The organism is Bacillus kalamii (genome assembly GCF_047238185.1).
GTDB lineage: Bacteria > Bacillota > Bacilli > Bacillales > DSM-1321 > Bacillus_AD.
Map to the genome: position 1 here is coordinate 2,676,423 of NZ_JBDFMI010000001.1, position 17,550 is coordinate 2,693,972.

At 40.9% G+C, this 17,550-nt stretch carries 17 protein-coding genes; 6 read left to right on the plus strand and 11 right to left on the minus strand.

What is annotated here, in order from left to right:
* Nucleotides 1-125: 125 nt before the first annotated feature.
* Together ABC357_RS13300 and ABC357_RS13305 are read right to left on the minus strand one after the other, a co-directional pair.
* Nucleotides 126-1,727, minus strand: a complete 1,602-nt coding sequence (locus tag ABC357_RS13300) for a hypothetical protein (protein WP_412887976.1) — start codon at nt 1,725-1,727, stop codon at nt 126-128.
* Nucleotides 1,720-2,433, minus strand: a complete 714-nt coding sequence (locus tag ABC357_RS13305) for an ABC transporter ATP-binding protein (protein WP_412887977.1) — start codon at nt 2,431-2,433, stop codon at nt 1,720-1,722. The genes ABC357_RS13300 and ABC357_RS13305 overlap by 8 nt, the downstream gene beginning before the upstream one ends.
* Nucleotides 2,434-2,753: 320 nt before the next feature.
* Between ABC357_RS13305 and ABC357_RS13310 the strand changes: the two genes are divergently transcribed.
* Nucleotides 2,754-2,921: a hypothetical protein gene (locus ABC357_RS13310; protein ID WP_412887978.1), complete on the plus strand. Its 168-nt coding sequence runs from the start codon at nt 2,754-2,756 to the stop codon at nt 2,919-2,921.
* A gap of 55 nt (nt 2,922-2,976) precedes the next feature.
* Here ABC357_RS13310 and ABC357_RS13315 read toward each other — a convergent pair whose 3' ends face one another.
* The 3 genes from ABC357_RS13315 to ABC357_RS13325 form a co-directional block, all read right to left on the minus strand.
* On the minus strand, nt 2,977-4,176 hold the full coding sequence (locus ABC357_RS13315) for a coiled-coil domain-containing protein (protein ID WP_412887979.1): 1,200 nt from the start codon (nt 4,174-4,176) through the stop codon (nt 2,977-2,979).
* A 16-nt stretch (nt 4,177-4,192) separates the two neighbouring features.
* Entirely contained in the window at nt 4,193-5,587 is a 1,395-nt protein-coding gene (gene hemG / locus ABC357_RS13320) for a protoporphyrinogen oxidase (protein ID WP_412887980.1), read from the minus strand.
* Nucleotides 5,588-5,967: 380 nt separating this feature from the next.
* Nucleotides 5,968-6,495, minus strand: a complete 528-nt coding sequence (locus ABC357_RS13325; RefSeq protein ID WP_412887981.1) for a dihydrofolate reductase family protein — start codon at nt 6,493-6,495, stop codon at nt 5,968-5,970.
* Nucleotides 6,496-6,697: 202 nt separating this feature from the next.
* Here ABC357_RS13325 and ABC357_RS13330 point away from each other — a divergent pair, with 202 nt between their 5' ends.
* The 3 genes from ABC357_RS13330 (at nt 6,698) to istB (ending at nt 9,233) form a co-directional block, all read left to right on the plus strand.
* A complete protein-coding gene (locus ABC357_RS13330) occupies nt 6,698-6,967 on the plus strand; it encodes a hypothetical protein (protein ID WP_412887982.1) in 270 nt (89 codons plus the stop codon).
* Nucleotides 6,968-7,191: 224 nt separating this feature from the next.
* Nucleotides 7,192-8,475, plus strand: a complete 1,284-nt coding sequence (gene istA, locus ABC357_RS13335) for an IS21 family transposase (protein ID WP_412885845.1) — start codon at nt 7,192-7,194, stop codon at nt 8,473-8,475.
* A complete protein-coding gene (istB, locus tag ABC357_RS13340; protein WP_412885551.1) occupies nt 8,475-9,233 on the plus strand; it encodes an IS21-like element helper ATPase IstB in 759 nt (252 codons plus the stop codon). Before istA ends, istB begins: the two co-directional genes overlap by 1 nt.
* Before the next feature lie 98 nt (nt 9,234-9,331).
* Here istB and ABC357_RS13345 read toward each other — a convergent pair whose 3' ends face one another.
* The 5 genes from ABC357_RS13345 to ABC357_RS13365 form a co-directional block, all read right to left on the minus strand.
* Entirely contained in the window at nt 9,332-10,060 is a 729-nt protein-coding gene (locus ABC357_RS13345) for an endonuclease/exonuclease/phosphatase family protein (RefSeq protein ID WP_412887983.1), read from the minus strand.
* A 143-nt stretch (nt 10,061-10,203) separates the two neighbouring features.
* A complete protein-coding gene (locus ABC357_RS13350; RefSeq protein WP_412887984.1) occupies nt 10,204-10,929 on the minus strand; it encodes an endonuclease/exonuclease/phosphatase family protein in 726 nt (241 codons plus the stop codon).
* 358 nt (nt 10,930-11,287) lie between these two features.
* Nucleotides 11,288-11,773: an STAS domain-containing protein gene (locus tag ABC357_RS13355; RefSeq protein ID WP_412887985.1), complete on the minus strand. Its 486-nt coding sequence runs from the start codon at nt 11,771-11,773 to the stop codon at nt 11,288-11,290.
* A gap of 88 nt (nt 11,774-11,861) precedes the next feature.
* Nucleotides 11,862-12,401, minus strand: coding sequence for a GNAT family N-acetyltransferase (locus tag ABC357_RS13360; protein ID WP_412887986.1), 540 nt, complete (start codon nt 12,399-12,401; stop codon nt 11,862-11,864).
* A 232-nt stretch (nt 12,402-12,633) separates the two neighbouring features.
* Complete coding sequence (locus ABC357_RS13365) at nt 12,634-13,074, minus strand: hypothetical protein (RefSeq protein ID WP_412887987.1); 441 nt, start codon at nt 13,072-13,074, stop codon at nt 12,634-12,636.
* 156 nt (nt 13,075-13,230) lie between these two features.
* Between ABC357_RS13365 and ABC357_RS13370 the strand changes: the two genes are divergently transcribed.
* Nucleotides 13,231-13,575, plus strand: coding sequence for a DsrE family protein (locus ABC357_RS13370; RefSeq protein ID WP_412887988.1), 345 nt, complete (start codon nt 13,231-13,233; stop codon nt 13,573-13,575).
* Between the two features lie 190 nt (nt 13,576-13,765).
* On the opposite strand, the gene ABC357_RS13375 is transcribed toward ABC357_RS13370, so the two are convergent.
* Nucleotides 13,766-16,096: an ATP-dependent DNA helicase gene (locus ABC357_RS13375; RefSeq protein ID WP_412887989.1), complete on the minus strand. Its 2,331-nt coding sequence runs from the start codon at nt 16,094-16,096 to the stop codon at nt 13,766-13,768.
* 119 nt (nt 16,097-16,215) lie between these two features.
* On the opposite strand from ABC357_RS13375, the gene ABC357_RS13380 reads away from it, so the two are divergent.
* Nucleotides 16,216-17,502 (plus strand): VanW family protein, encoded by a 1,287-nt coding sequence (locus ABC357_RS13380; RefSeq protein ID WP_412887990.1) that lies wholly within the window; start codon nt 16,216-16,218, stop codon nt 17,500-17,502.
* The last annotated feature ends 48 nt before the right edge of the window (nt 17,503-17,550 follow it).

A 17,550-nucleotide genomic window follows, 5' to 3' on the forward strand; every position in this document is an offset into this window, starting at 1 on the left:
AGGCTGCAAGGGTTTTTCTCTTTAGGAACTACTTCTATAGAAGGGACTCCCTCTCCTGCATGAAAACAAAAGAGGCTCCCCAAAAGGAGAGCCTCTCTACCTAAGCGTACATACACTGTTAGTCTTTACCCGATTTTCATAAGCCTGCCTTCACCCTTTTTTCTCAGGAATACAAATAAGAAGAAGGAGAGTAGCATCAAGGCAAACCATAATAGAATGATCGTTATTGTCCGTTCAGCAGACGGCACAAGAAGTACTATCGCGATAGGAAGCATAACACTCGCCAGCCCCAGCATGATCGATAAAAATGAGGCGACACTCTGTTTGACCACCGCCATTTCACTGGTCCAATCGAAATTGGGAAAGGCCAAATTCAAGACGATGCCCGTTAGAGCAGTCCATACTGCATACGTAAGCGGAATGGCGAATAATAAAAGGCTTTCAAGGAATGGACCTTTAATGACAAAAAGAAGCAACAGATTATTACACAGAATAGCCGGAACTGTGATTGTCAGATTAACAGCCATTTTGCTCAAAAAAACCGTTTGGGCACTGACCGGGGCTGTTTGGATGATCCAGATATTTTTCCCTTCCAGCGATAAAGAGCACATAGTCGTACAAGATAAAACAATAAAAACGGATGATATAAAAGGCGCGAACTGTATTGCATACTGCGCAAAATGCTTTACCTGGACCATTTCTCCAAGAAAATCAAGCCCGGTAAACAGTACAGCTACGCTTAACAAAGTATAAAGAACAATGCCAAAACCTGTATTGAGGACGTAGACATTCGTCGAGAAATATCGCTTCAATTCCTTTTTGTATAACGCAACGAAGGGAGAAGATGCTTCTTGGCTCCCCAAAAGAAATTGCCCTTTTCTTTGTACAGCCATCAATGTCGTATTGATTTGTTTGTAACGCTTGGATACAGTAAACGTAAACACAATAAATATGCCCATGGAGCTGACTACAAATAAGAAGAAAAACGGAATGCTCCCTTGGCAGACTGCTTCCATATACCAATGGGCCAGAGGATAAAATGTATTCATTTTCCCCATTAAATCAATGCAGCGTTCTGTTAAGTCCCCTGAGCCTCCAAACATACTAAGCATGCCTGCCATAAAGGCTATTAAAACAGCAAATGTTACTAGTAGATGAAGCAGATTGGCATACTTAAAATGCATCACTATAATGTTCGTCAAATAACCGATAAAAGTGGCCACAATAATCGGTACAATCGGGATAGCCAGGACCGTCAAGGTAAAAATCAGATAATAGCTTGGCCCCGGCAAAGCTTTGACGGCATATACCAAACCGGCGGGAACCATTACCATTAAAGAAAACAAGATATTTAAAATATATAAAATGACTATTCTGCTGGCCACTATACTACTCGTCCTGATCGGCAAGGACATCAATATATCATAATCCTTAAAACCAAAAAGCATCCCATTTACTTTATATAAGGTCACCATACATGACATAAGGCTCGCTGCAGCCATCATCAATCCCAATAGATAATCCAAGCTCCCGGATTTCTCCAGCATGGAAGCCATCCGATAACTGTATAGAAACCCGACAGCCAACATATAAGCGATCAAGAAAAAGGATCCGCAATAAATCGCTGTCCATTTCCGCTTTTCCCTCTTACTGTTTGCGTAGCGGGCTTTATTAAAACCCGTCAGCTGAAGCAATTGAATTTTAACTAACAGCCATATATTATCCATTCTTTATCATCTCCAAAAAAGTGTCCTCCAGACTGCTATTTCCTTTTATTGTCTGGATATCTCCACTGATCAGCAAACGTCCGCTTTTAATGATGGCAATTTTATTGCACAGCTTTTCTGCCACGTCCAGAACATGTGTTGAAAAAAAGATAGAGGAACCCTGATTGCAAAGCTCCTTCATAATCCTTTTCAATGTATAGGCTGCTTTTGGATCCAAACCAACAAATGGCTCATCTAAAATCAATAATGTCGGTTTGTGCACTAAAGCGGATATAATAGCCACCTTTTGCTTCATGCCATGGGAATAGGAGGAAATTAAATCCCCAAGGCTATCCATTATGTCAAATTCATTGGCATACCGCTGAATGCGCGTTTCCCTGTCTCTCGCAGAAACGGAATATAAATCAGCTATGAAATTAATATATTGGATACCGGTCAAATGTTCATATAGGTCTGGATTATCGGGTATATAAGCCATCATTTTTTTACATTCAAGTGGATGTTTCCGTATGGACAATCGATTGATCTCAATCTCACCTTCCTCAAAGTCCAAAATGCCGGCGATCGCTTTAATCGTCGTTGTCTTTCCAGCTCCATTATGCCCGATGAACCCATAAAGATCCCCGTCTTCCACATGCAGGCTTAATGAATCAACTGCCCTCTCTCCATTCTTATAACTTTTTGAAAACTGTTTGATTTCCAGCATATCTCACACCTTCTTTTTCCCTTTATCTATAATACGATCAACATTGTGAAATCGTTCACTCAATTTCCTGGATGAAATCAAAAGCGGAAAGCACCGGTTATCCCCGACAAGCTTAAGAGGGACACTGACAAAGGCTAGTTTTCGCCTTTGTCAGTGGCACGGCTTAAGACCTCGAGGGGATGGTGCTTGCAGCTGGATGAATCAAAAGCGGAAAGCACCAGTTATCCCCGACAAGCTTAAGAGGGACACTGACAAAGGCTAGTTTTCGCCTTTGTCAGTGGCACGGCTTAAGACCTCGAGGGGATGGTGCTTGCAGCTGGATGAATCAAAAGCGGAAAGCACCGGTTATCCCCGACAAGCTTAAGAGGGACACTGACAAAGGCTGGTTTTCGCCTTTGACAGTGGCACGGCTTAAGACCTCGAGGGGATGGTGCTTGCAGCTGGATGAATCAAAAGCGGAAAGCGCCGGTTATCCCCGACAAGCTTAAGGCCTACAAGAAATGGGATGAAAAAAAGCGCCCTGCTGGACGCCCCTTTTATACGTTAATGAACCCCTGCTTTTCCAAGGTATGTATACACATTCTTTACCCAATGGGCATTTAAGCCTGCCGGGTCATTTCCAGCCCCTTCCGGTGAATAACGAGCATGGATCGACTCGACTGTATATAGTCCGTCCTGAATATAAAGCCGTGATAATAATGAACCCATATAACGAATGCTCTCCTCAACTGTCGAAAAAGACATCGGCCCATTATGAATGAAGCCGCCAACATTGTTATACTCGCGGAGCCAACGGCTATCGCCGCCCGTTTCGCTCATTGCCACAGCCATTAAAAAGGCCGGTTCTATTCCGTATTCTTTTCCTACTTCAAAAAAAACAGAGCCATAACCTGTCAGCCGGCCAGATAAAACTTCATCTAAAGCGGCTGCTGCCACTTTCGGAAAACCCCGGACATCAAAGCCCCTATTTCCAGAGGAATCTATTTCATTGCCCGCCTGTACTTGCAGGGTATCCGCCTTGCGCTCCAATTCGACATATTCCGCCCTTAGGCTTTGAATTTCCTTTAAGGTCCAACCATACTGGGTACTCACATATGCCAAAAATCCCTTATTTGCCGTGTGCTGCGCATTCAAATCCGCTTCCGTCTGCTCCAATTCATTCTGTAAGGCCTGTAGATTTTCCAATTGATCTCTTGCAGTCGCTTTAGCATGTTTATATTGGGTAAGATCTTCGTTTAGAGAATCAATCATGGCTTGATCGGCCTTCATTATGTATGAGAGGGCCAGCGAGCGGCTTAAAAAGTCAGATATACTTCTCGAATTGACTAGCACCGAAAGGATTTTATGGTTGCCGCGTTCTTCTTGGATGACAAGCAATCGCTTAGAAAAAATTTGATAACGCCGATTTACTTTCAGCTTCAATTCCTTTTCGTCTTCAACTGCGCTCACTAATTGCTCCTGGGTTTGCAGAAGATCTGATTTCTGTCTGTATTGTTTAATCTCCAGTGACGCTTGCTTGACCGTAATGGATTTCCATTCGTCATAGGCTGCCTGCTTCTGTTCTTCAAGATTGCTTGCTTCCTTTATTTTCGACTCTAATTCATTTTTCACCTTTGACAATTGTCTATTTATTTCTGATTGGACTTTCATCCCATCATAGCCTGAAGCACAAACTGATAAAGGAAAGAACACAAAACTGGCTGCTGCTAAACAGCATAGGAATCCACGTTGCAACCTATCCATCCCCCACCCCAAAAGATTATTTGCCTTTCAAGCTCTTCCCAATTAACGCTGCGGTCTTTCTGCCATTCGTGATACAATCGGCGATGCCTACACCGTAATATGAACAGCCCGCAAGGAATATACCAGGGAATTCCAACGCCAATTTATTTTCCAGCGATACCACGGCTTGGGGATGGTTCAAATTATATACAGGCATCAGATTGTCCCACTTGGTGATTTTTACGGAAATGGGTTTTTCTGCTAGTGAAAGCCCGGACTGGACATCTTTCAATGCCGTATTTATTAATGATTGTTCGTCCATCGCTAAAAGCTCCTCAAAGTTCGGCAAGCTATTTTTATAGAATAGGCGGACGAGCAGTTTTGCCGTTGAAGATGTGTGCGGCCACTTCCTGCTTGTCCAAGTGCAGGCATTGCATAGCAATCCACCGTCAGCCGTGGCGATGAAGCCCGTTCCATCTGCCGGAAGCACGGCATCCTGAACGTCAAAACCCATGTAGATGCTGATAAGAGATTTATCCTTGAAGGAACTAAAATCAGCCTCTAATTCACTTGAATGAAGCATTTTTTGTGCTGCCTGATGTTCTGTCGCCAGTACAACATAATCAGCTTGGAGTATTTTGCCGTCCTCGAGAGTAAGCATGTAGCCATCTTCTGCCTGATTGATAGCCTCAACGCCATTGCCCTTCATGATAGACACATCCGTTAATGCTTTTTCAAAGAAATCCATGACAGTCGATAATCCATTTTTAAAGGAAATCAATTTTTTGTCGCTGGACCGTTTGAACTGTTCCTGATGGGCAGCCAATCCTTTCATAATGCTCCCGTATTCATTTTTGTATTCCAAAAGATAAGGCATGGTCGAAGCTATGGACAATTGATGGAGATCGCCCGAATAGACACCAGATAGAATCGGCGCTATTTGATTTTGCACCAACTCAGCCCCAAGGAAATACGTAAGGAAATCGCCGATCGAATCTTCCTTTGTAAAGGTAGTATTAGGCATTTCGAAATCCTTCAAAGCCTCCTGCTTCCCTTCTTCCGATACGAGAGTGGAGCGGAACAGAGCCTCTTTGCTCATAGGGATTCCAAATACGGCATCCTCAGGTATCGCGTGCAATTCCCCCTTCGTATAGATATAGGAAATCCCGGTCGCATTATAGACAAGCTCATCCTGTAATCCAAGCTCTTCCACCAAATACATGACATTGTCTTTTCGGGCAACAATAGAATCTGCACCGGTTTCCATAATAAATCCGGATTCATGATAGGAAGCGATTTTCCCTCCCAAATCTTTGTTTTTCTCTATTAACACACATTCAATATCTTCCTTTTTTTCTCTCATTACCTTCTGCAACTCATATAAAGCAGTTAATCCAGTGATTCCCCCACCTACAACCGCTATCTTCTTCACAACGTCCACTCCTCACATTACGCGTTCATTTTAGTAGAACAAACAGCCTTACTTACTGTGATTCTATTATACTATAAGCGATATATGACATTTCTGGCAGTTTTGACAATTTAACGGAAAGGAAGAAGAGTGAAAATGCTTCTATATCCTAGCAAATGATTAAACATAGCAAGAACAGGCGGAAATAACGATTTGTTCTAAAATCGCCCTCTGCTTAGCATTTCCTTTTTATCACGAAAAAAGTCCAGCCAATAAGCACTGGCTGAACAGTATACCAAGGATAAACATACTACACAAAATGATTCATTTTTGACGGAGTACCAATCAAAAAAGACGTTAGAAAGAAAAAAGATTATATCTCCCATAAGAGAGTGGCGGCACTACTTTTTTATATAATGAAGCATAACAAGCTGACCTACTTTTTCTGCTTTGGCCAGTGTGTATTTTACAGTAATATCCTCTCCGGTATAAAGAGAGATCCCTTTCCCTAAAACGATTGGAGCAATGGCTAATTGAAATTCATCAATTACATTTTCTTTAAAGAAATCATGGGCTAACTTTCCTCCACCAATTAACCATATATCTTTACCAGGCTTTTGCTTTATTTCCTTTATGAATGTTTTGACATCACTATTTATAAATGAAGCATATTCATCTGATCCGCTGGAAGAGGTGGAAAACACATAGTTTTTATATCTGCTATACGGATAATCCATATCAAATCCACGAATAGTATCATACGTCCCTTTTCCCATTACAACTGTATCAATTCTTTCCAAAAGTGAATTGTACCCATTATCTCCTTCTACTTCCGTTGATTCTAGCCATTCCAATGTACCATCTTCATTTGCAATATAGCCATCGATTGATGTTCCTATATATAAAATAATAGTACGCTGTTTATTCATAAAAATTTTCATTCCTTTACTTTATCTAATCAACCCTATTCAAAAAGGAAAAACATTAAAAACGGATATTGGTTTATCTATTTACAGGATAATTGCTCCGATTCTGGAATAGATATAACACCATGGAGCAAGTGATTTCACCTTTCATTTTTCCTTTTTTGTAGTTCTAATACAAATAAAAATCTACTAGGAGGAAGATGTGATGACTGATTTATATTTAATCATATTTTTAGGAGCATTACTATTTGCATTAACAAATCTAATTGTCTATTTTTTTGCAAAAGGCAAGAAGAGAATGATTCTAGCTGGCATCTTTATTCTATTACTCTCGCCGTTTGTTTTTTGGGGCACTTTGATTTTTGTCTCCAACTATGATAAAGGTGGTTTTGGGGCTGCCATTTTTGCAAATGTATATGGAATTGGCTATTTTCTTAATGGAATTGTTATTCTTTTCAGTAATCAAACAAAATAAAGATCTTTCTATATGGGCTATTATCGCAAACTATGTTGCTTTATCATTAAGAAATGTATCCATTCATTCGCTTTCCGAGTGGCGTCAGAGAAATATATTCTTCAGCCTTAAATAGCCTCCCTTTTAAGCAGAGTAGAAATGCTAATTTAAATATGTACAGTATTGCTCGAATAAATATGTACAAATTTGATATGAATCTACATACTAATCTTGGGGGGATTAGTATGTACATAACAATGAATATTGATATCGATTTTGAGATTAAAAGTCTTTCAGACTTACCGAAATTCAAACAGATTATGGAGCATATGAAAATGAAAATCAATAAAAGTAAGCTAGCAAAGGAATTGGGTGTGGATCGGCGGACAATTGATAAATATCTAAATGGCTTTATCCCAAAAAGAAAAAGGGAAAAGCCCTCAAAGATTGATCCTTATTATGAAATAATAGCCGCATTGTTATCAGAAGATTCAAAACAGGTATTTTATTACCGTCGTATGCTTTGGCAGTACCTAAAAGACAATCATGGATTGGAATGTGGAGCTTCAACCTTCCGTGCGTATATAGCTCGTACACCTGAATTTAATGCCTACTTTGAAGAGGATAAACGTATTTCTTCACCCAAAGGGACAGTCCGATTTGAAACGCCACCAGGTAAGCAGGCCCAATTAGATTGGAAGGAAAACATTTTATTCGAAACCAAAGAGGGAGAAAAGATAGAAGTCAATGTGGCGGCTTTCATTTTATCAAATTCCAGATTCCGAACATTTCAATTAAGTCTTTCTAAGTCACAGAGTACCTTACTTTCTTTTTTAACAGATACTTTTGAAGCAATTGGCGGAGTTCCAGCTGAAATCCTTACGGATAATATGAAAACGGTAATGGATGAAGCGAGGACTGATTATCAACCTGGGAAAGTGAATGCGAAATTTGATCAGTTTGCGAGGGACTTTGATTTTAAAGTCAAACCATGTATTGCAGGACGACCGAGAACCAAGGGGAAAATTGAATCCACAATGAAACTCCTTGATGAAATTCATGCGTACCAAGGTCAACTGACAATGGAGGAACTTCATCTATTCATACAGGATTTAGGGAATAGAATGAATCACCAGATCCATCAAGGAACGGGGAAAATACCGATTATGGAATTCAAAAAAGAAAGGAACCACTTACTCCAGCTACCAACTGACAAAGTAAGAGATTCCTATCGCATCAAACATACACATGTAAAAGTCAATGCATCAAACATGATTTCCTACAAATCGAATCAATACTCTGTACCACCAGAATATCAAGGAAAAAAAGTAGGCTTACAGGTGTATGATGACTACTTGTGGATTTATTATAACATGAAACTGATCGCCCAACATCCAATTAGTAACGCTAAACTTAATTATCAAGAGGAACATTATAAGGCAAGCTTACTTGTTTCCACCCCTCATTATCCTGAAATCGACGATTTAGCAAAACGGAATTTAGCAACGATTGGAGAAGTGTATAAATAATGAATCCAACTACAAACTATCAACAATTATTATGGAATCTTGACTATCTAAAGTTAAAGCAAATGAGCTTACATTTAAATGAAATCGTAGACTTCAGCGTAAAGCATCAGATGTCATTTATCGACACATTAATCAAGTTGACTGCGTATGAAATAGACATACGGGAGAAAAACATGACGCAATCGATGGTGAAGGTCGCAGCTTTCCCTCATTTTAAGGAGGTGAAAGATTTCGATTTTACCTTTCAAACATCGATTAACCAACAGCAGATTCTAGACTTCCTTACATTGCGTTTTATCGAGGAGAATGAAAATATTGTGTTTTTAGGACCAAGTGGTGTCGGTAAAACCCATTTGGCCACAGCAATAGGGATTGCGGCAGCAAAGAAACGGACGAGTACCTATTTTATTAAGTGCCATGACTTGATTCAAAATTTGAGGAAAGCTCGATTAGAAAATCGGTTAGAGAGCCGTTTGAAGCATTACAGCAAATACAGACTGTTAATCATCGATGAAATCGGTTATTTACCGATTGATCACGAAGACGCTAAGTTGTTTTTCCAGCTGATTGATCGAAGATATGAAAAAAGAAGTACCATCTTAACAACCAATGTGAATTTCAAAGCGTGGGATGAAATATTTCAGGAACCTAAACTGGCCAATGCCATATTAGACCGCATTTTACATCATGCGACAGTTGTGCCTATGATAGGTGATTCATACCGATTAAAGGATCATTTAGCAAAAGAGAACGAGTAATTCTGTACATCCTTATCCAAGCGAAAGTGTACATATTTATGTTGACATTTACAAGCAGAGAGGCTATTTGCTGTGTAGACCATCCACACCCCTTAAGTCTATATATTCAAATCAACTAATAAGGCGGAATGGTCCGAGGATTGATCGAACCGCTCTTCATGTGAAAAATGGCAATATGACAAAGCATGTTTCAAACTAGGCGAAATATAAGCATAATCCAATCTGAATCCATAACCCCCATCATCCTCGTAGCTATACTCTATAGCTTGGTTTCCATTTGCCATTCGCCATGAATCGGTCCATCCGTTCTTGACCAATTTCGGAAGCAATTGCTGGCAGCCTCTCGGAGGGCCCTGGCTGTCTATCGTTAGGCTCGTATTATAATCGCCTATTATGACGCACTGGTCCTCCTTATGGCTTTTCGCATAGAGCACCAGGTTTTCGCAAAAGCAATCCCTATCCTGCACTCTAGTCAAGTAGTTAGGGATATGCACCCCAAGGACATACAGCTCTTTTTCAGGAATGTACAGCTCGACCCATCTTTCATAAGGGATATTCGGATGTTTTGTATCCGTCACATCATAAAAATCAATCTTCGAGGCGATGAACACGCAATCCATCTTATAGGGTGAAACATGGGTATTCTGAAACGTATATCCCATAGCGAACAACCCTTTTTTAATGGCTGCCCCTTTGGGGTTATCCCAAAACTCCGTCAAAACAACCATATCAGCCTTATGCTGCATTAAATGGTTGATAATACTTTCAAAACTTGCATGCAAGCCGCCATTCTGGATATTCCATGTAAGAATCCGCATGTCGATCATTCCCTTTCCTGCTAAAAAAATACCCCTCACTATTCTTTACCACAAATCGTCCAACCTAAATGGATCAATCAAAAGGTTCAATGATTTGACATGAATGCCTCCAAAATGAAAAGGCATTTCTCAAAGAAATGCCCATTGGTTAGTTACTTCCCTTTATCATTCAATTCAATTACAAGAGCCGAGTGGTCGCTCGATTGATCGATTCTCTCTTGGTGCGAATAATGGCACTGCACTAACTGGCTGCTTAAGGAAGGCGAAATATAAGCATGGTCGATCCGCCAGTCCTGCCCGCTGTACGAATGCCAGCTGACTTGTTTTCCATCCTTATGGGTATAACGCCATGAATCTATCCAACCCATAGCATTCAATTCTTTCAGGTATTCCAGGCACTCGATTTTTAAGCCAGCCGTGTCCTCAGGAAGACCGGTATTATAATCGCCGATTATGACACAACGCCCATCTTTATGCTTGCGGGCATATTCAATCAATTCCTGCCAAAACACCTCTTTATCCTGAAGCTTAATCATTGTGTTTGGAATATGGATACCAAGCACCTGCAAATCTTTTTCCGGGAAATATAAATCGACCCATCTTTCATATGGCACTGCATATTCATTCATATCAGTTACATCTTGGAAAGGAATTTTTGAGGCGGCAAATACACAGTCCATTTTAAAAGGGGCTGTATGGATGTCCTGATAAATATAACCGGCATCATAAAGTCCTTTTTTAATATGGTCCCCTTCATCCCCCACCCAAAATTCAGTCAGAATGATTAAGTCTGCTCCATGTTCCAACAAATGCGAGATGATAGAATCAAAACGAGAGCCCGTTCCCCCTTGTTTTATATTCCATGTCACCAATTTCATCGATGCTTCCTCCACTCTATTTTCTTGCTATGTCCTACCTTATACTTAACAGATAGTGTACCATGAGAAATAGACGAGTAAACCCGCCCTGTCGATTGTCACATATTGTTCGAAAATATTTGCGCATACACTGCCACTTTCCCCAATCACTTCCATTATTCCTTGCTATACATTCCTTAGCCCTCTTTATTTCCTTATATCACGAATACTTTCCCAGGCAGAAAGCTATGGCCCGCCAGCAAGCTGCCCTTGTCTTCAAAACCGGGCTTGCGATAGACATTCCCGCCTTTTTCTTTATTGGGAAAAATCGATAGACTTCCAGCTCACAAAAAAACCGCCGCCATTAAATGAGGGCAGTTTATTCTGCGGACGTTAATTTCACGAATCCATATCCTCGTTTAGCCGCCAACGTTTCCAGCGCCTTCTTAAATGATAGATATGTTTCAAATGAATCATCCTGAAGCAAATCCGATTGCAATAGCTTCAACGTTACATTCGGACCGAAACCGACAAAGACTGAGTGGACTCCCATCAGTTGCAATGACTGTTTTAGGCTCCTTACATAATAATCAAATGTATCCAATTCCTCGATTTCTTTTGAAGTAATAGCGGTAAAGTCGATGACAACTGTCGTAACATCCTCTATACTTGCCGCACTCAATATTTTGGCATTCATTGCCTCAAATCGTTCGGGAAATAAATTCCCGACAACTGGTACTAGAATAGTTTCTGGAAGAATCGAGGGAATAATCGGTGCCGATAAATCCTTAATCAATCGCTGGCTTTTCTCCAGCTCTCCCTTTAAATGGAGTATTTCTTCTTCTAACTCCTTTACGTATTCCATAATGCCTCCTCAACCAAATAACGGGTAGTTTATATGACTTTATTATATCCTTACTCGCCCTTTTCCCCTATATTTCTGCTCTATGTTCCTATTGACTGATTGCCCCCTCTTGAATACTCTCCCGATTTCTGTGCATCCTGCACTGATTTTCTGTTAATACACGTTCTATTAGGGGCCAAATTAGATCTTTGCCGGGAGAAGGCTCGCTTTGGATTTCAACTAAGCGCATGGAAGTGAATCCTTGTTTCAGCACCTCACACAGAGCTTCACAAAAAAGGTCCATGCACACTTGAGGGTCGGCGGCTGGTTCAATGCGAAGCATAGCTTGATTGCAATCAATATTCCAATCAGAGTACCCGCAATATCCGATTAACCGGCCCGTTTCTTTTTCAATTAATTGCCAATCCCGGCAACTGACAACGCCTTTATCACTAAGGAAGGTTGAATACCTCTGAAACGTATCATCCAATTCGTTCTCTCTCTCCAAATGAAAAAAACGTTGAGCTTCCACCCTTCGCTCCGGATTATTCAAATAAAGCAGGATAGCTGGATTTATTTCGTTCAAATATAACCTCTTTGTTTCAAAAACCGGCATTTCTCCCGTATAGTGAGTACATTTCTTCAGCATGATGACACCTTCTGTTTTTATTTTATGTCGTATATCCATCATAACAGAGAAATACGCACAAACGGCCAATTAAATATCGGTAAACTTGCTATTGCTCAGCAGGCTTCTTCGGATCCATACCGTGGCTTAGGACAGCTGATACTCCGGTAAACCGGAATGGCTCCCTTCCGGTTTACACCTTTCATTTTTCTTATTGTCGGACATGGAAAAATCAGGTTTGATCGCTCCCTTTTCAATCATTCTCCTTGGAGGCCAATGTATATGCCGATTTTCTTCCGTTTTTTTCCACAGATATATTTGGATAAGATTGATCCAAATATAGTTTAAATAAACGTTGGGTCTTTTCTTTATCCTCTTGGCTAGGCCCTGTTTTTTTCTCCTTGAAGGAAACCTTCAATACGTTCTTTTCGGAGGAAATGGAAACATCAGTATAGGTACGGGTCAGCCCATCCGCATCAACTTGGATGCCGGTCAACAAAACATACAATTTTCCGTCCTCAGTGTCCCATATATAGGCACCATTGGATTCTTGCTTGGAAGCAACAAATTCTAAAATAGATTTATTTGTTTTATATAGATTGACCTCTTCGTATGACAAATCGTCGCTATAAGATATCCAGTGGCAGCCAGAAAGAACCATCATAGTACACAGTATAATGATCAATTTCTTCATTTTTTCCCCCTTTTGGCAAATACATCTTTCAACTTGTTCGCCTCTATCCAATGGTATTCGCTACACATACATGAAATCCTTTCTAATCGTCTATACGATTAATGGTTATCAAAATGGGGAAAAAACAATACAACATATAAAAAGGAGGAGAAACATATGAAAGTTCTTTTTCATATTGATTCAATGGATCTTTGGCCAATGACAATCGGAAATGTCCGAAATTTAGTCGATAACTTTGAGGAAAGCGGACAATTATTTGATGTGGAGATTGTCGCAAATGGAGAAGCAGTAAAAGGAGTGATTGCAAAAAATGGGGAAAAAGAGGCGAAGCAGCTTGCAGAATTAGCCGAAAAACACGTCATCATAGCTGCTTGCAACAATGCGCTTACTACATATGGCCTGAAACCGGACGACATACATTCTTTTATTAAAATCGTCCCTGCCGGAGTAGTCGAAATAGCCGAAAAACAACAAGAAGGCTACAATTATATAAAACCCTAAGAAATGACTCAGGCATGTGGCTTATTTCCAAGCAGGCCAGGTACAAGGCTCGACACCGAAAAGCCGGTACTGGTGAGTCTTTTCCGAAGAAAAGCGGAAAGGACCTGCTTTGATTCGAGCCCTTTTCATCCAATACGAAATTAAGAAGCCAAATGTATGCCAATTTCCATCGGCAATCCATTTGGCTTCTTTATTGGACATCCCAAAACTGTTTAATTGCTTCAGAGAGCATTTCCGTATTCCGCACATAAAGCATTTCTTCCCAATGATCGGGAAACAGCAGCCTATATGACTGTGTGCGATAACGGCTATCTATCAACAGGATGATGCCTCTGTCCTTTTCATCGCGGATGACACGGCCAGCAGCCTGTAAAACACGATTCATCCCGGGAAAGGTATAAGCAAACTCATAACCGTTTCCAGATAGAGAGTGGTAGTATTCGCGCAGCAATTCCCTTTCCTCCGTAAATTGGGGAAGCCCAACACCTACAATGCATGTGCCGATCAATCGTTCCCCCTTCAAATCGATGCCTTCGGAAAAAATACCGCCGAGGATACAAAAGGCAATCAACGTTTCAGAAGGTTTTTCTTCAAATTCATTTAAGAACGCTTCTCTTTCTTCATCTGCCATTTGATTCTTCTGGCAGATGGAACGGATATCAGGGTACATGGCGGAAAATGCGGAATAGACCTCCTGCAAATAGTGATAGGAGGGGAAAAAGATCATATAATTCCCTTTTTTCTCCATAACCATCGCATGTATTTGTTCTGCTATAGGCTTTATGCTTTCAGGGCGGTCCTTATATTTCGTAGAAATCGAAGCATCAATAAGAAGCTTGGCGTTCCCAGCATCAAAGGGGGACGATAGCCGGAAAAACTTACATTCTTCATCGCCGCCCAAGACAGAAGAAAAGTAAGGGAGCGGAGAAAGAGTAGCAGAGAAAAAAATAGTGGAGCTTGCCAGCTTCGTTACCTTTTTCAGCAAATCGGAAGCATCCAGACAGAGCAGTTGAATCTCTGTATCACCCTGTTCTGTTTGAAGAACCGTTCTGTACGCCTCGCTGTATAGACCCATTATTTTTTGAAAAGCCAAAATGTCAAAGTACACCTGCATTAGTTCATTATTAAGGGGATTTGCTTGTAAATATCCATTGAACTGCTGGATTAGATCAGAAACAAGTTCTTCGAGCCGATCCGGCAGTTCCGGCCAAATCAAAGACTTCCCATCCTCCATTTTTTTCTCATTATCCAAAAAGAACATTTGCAATGTACGTATGGCACTCCGCAGCCCCTTTTCATTCTGGCCCAATGACTCTCTCGCTGTTATCAGCATTGATTTTGACAGTTTGGCGGAATACATGTCTTTAGCGCGCTCGACAAGATTATGGGCCTCGTCCACCAACACTGTCGGCTTACGGCCCCTGTCCATGAACAAACGTTTAATATATACATGGGGATTAAAAACATAATTGTAATCACAGATAACGACATCACACCATAGAGTGGCATCCAAAGACAATTCAAACGGGCAAATGCGATGCTTGCTTGCATACTCTTCGATGACTTTTCGTGAAAGATGGTCATGATTCTGAAGCATATCAAATAAGGATTCATTTACACGGTCAAAATATCCTTCCGCAAATAGACAATGCTTCGGTGTGCAATTACGTTCCTCTAAAAAGCATGTTTTATCTTTGGCTGTCAATACTATACTTTTTAAACGAAGGCCTTTTTCACTCAGCAGGGAAAGAGTATCTTCAGCCCCTTTTCTCGTAATTGTCTTGGCTGTTATATACAAAATCCGGTTCGTTTTCCCTTCACCCATTGCCTTAACGGCCGGAAATAAAGTGGATAATGTTTTGCCTGTTCCAGTCGGGGCTTCGCAAAACAGCTTCATTTTATGGTAAATGCTTTTATATACGACTGAAGCCAGCTGCCTTTGGCCATCCCTGTACTGTGAATAGGGAAATCCCAGCTGGCGGATGGATGAATCCCTTGCCTCCTTCCAGTCCAATTGGAACAAGGCCCACTTCTCGTATAGGGACAGATAGTAGCGGAACTCTGTCTCTAATTGCACCAAACTGTATTTCCGTTCAAGGGCTACTACCTCTTCGGTTCCGACTTGGATATATCTTAAACGAATGGCCACTTCATTCAAATCTTCTTTTTGGGCATAAATGAAGGCATAGCATATGGCTTGGGCCCAATGCACAACTTGACCGTCCCCCACTTCGCTCAATGGGCGTACGGTAGATTTGATTTCATCGATCACCCATAGTCCATCATCTTCATATATCCCATCCGCTCTTCCCTCAATCCGGAACGGAATGCCTTTATAATCATAAAGAGTAGATAAGGGGACTTCAGCGCTGTACTCTTCCGCTTCCTTCTTTTGCAGCAAACGATGTAGGCGCGTACCTTCGGAAGCACGGTCCTGCCCAGAAAAAACGGAATCGATGCTTCCGCTCTTCAAGACGAATTCTATTAACTGTTTTACCGAGAGAGCCACTTCTTCCTTCATTTCGCCACTCCTTTCCCATCCCATCATGCATTTATTGTAAATCATACTAATTGTGCTTAAAATTACGTTTTTGCGACATTCTAACGTACATAGTGAACTTTGTTAGGAAGTGAATGTACATGCCTTTTTTTTCGTCCAAATGGATCATACTCTTCATCATACTTGCTGTAAGTTTGTCCATCATGCCTCCCCTTTATTGTGCGGCTGCCAACGATTCAGCACTTTTGCTTTCACCTGTTTTTCCGCTTCAAGAAAACAAAAAGAAGGTCCAACTCTATATTAACGGACATTCCTATCATACAACACTTAACGATCTTGGCCTTCATTTCGATTTCTTTGATCTCCTTAAAGAATCCGATCCTTTTGGCGAGTCCGCTAGCATTCCTACCCCCTTCGCCGTAACTCCCAAATATTCGGACCGCACGCACTATTTAGGAGCCTCTTTAAACATGGACAAATGGAAAAATACACTTACAAGCATTGAACAGCTTCAGGAAAACAAAATGCATAATGCCACTTTAAAGATAACCGGCGGAACACGGCAGCTTACTGATCATACAACCGGAATAAAAATACGCAGAGCTGAATTGCTGTCTCTCCTGAACAATCAAATAAGCAGCGGCAAAGAGCTCAGTACAATTCAAATCCCGGCAGATCCAGTCAAACCAACCATCACCAAGGAGAGCCTGAAGCAAATAGACGCCTTAATCGGCACATTTTCGACGCAATATACTGTAAGGGAGAGCGATTCCAATCGCAATATAAATATCGCCCTTGCGACAAATGCGATTGATTCGACTATCCTTATGCCCGGGGAAGAATTCAGCTTTAATAAGCATATAGGCAACACAACCAAGGATAAAGGCTATCAAAAGGCGGGTTCTTATCTTGAAGGGGAGGTTATCAGCAGCTATGGAGGCGGAGTATGCCAAGTCAGCACGACATTATTTAACGCCCTTATTAAAGCTGGCATCATTCCTACCACACGTTCTAACCATAGTATGGCGATCAATTATGTCCCCATTGGGCATGATGCAGCAATCGCTTTTCCTTTTAAAGATCTCATCTTTAAAAATCCCTATTCTATTCCCATTTATATCGAAGGAATCGCCAATAACGGCTGGCTTACATTTAAAATCCATTCATCCAACACAGTAAAAGCCAGCAATATCGAATATCGTTTAACAAGCGAAATTCTGGCAGAAATAAAGCCAAATATTACGTTTATTGAAAGCACAGCACTAAGGCCTGGAAGGATAAAACAACTGGCATCTGGTAAAAGCGGATATCGTTCAGCAACTTTTTTAGAAACGTATATAAATGGTAAAAAAGTAGCAAAAACCAGATTATATACTGATTTTTACAAACCAAGGAATGAAATTGTGATGCGGGGCAAACAACCATAGAATGTTGAATGCAATAGAGGCCCGTTCCTGTTTCACCCCAGTAAAATA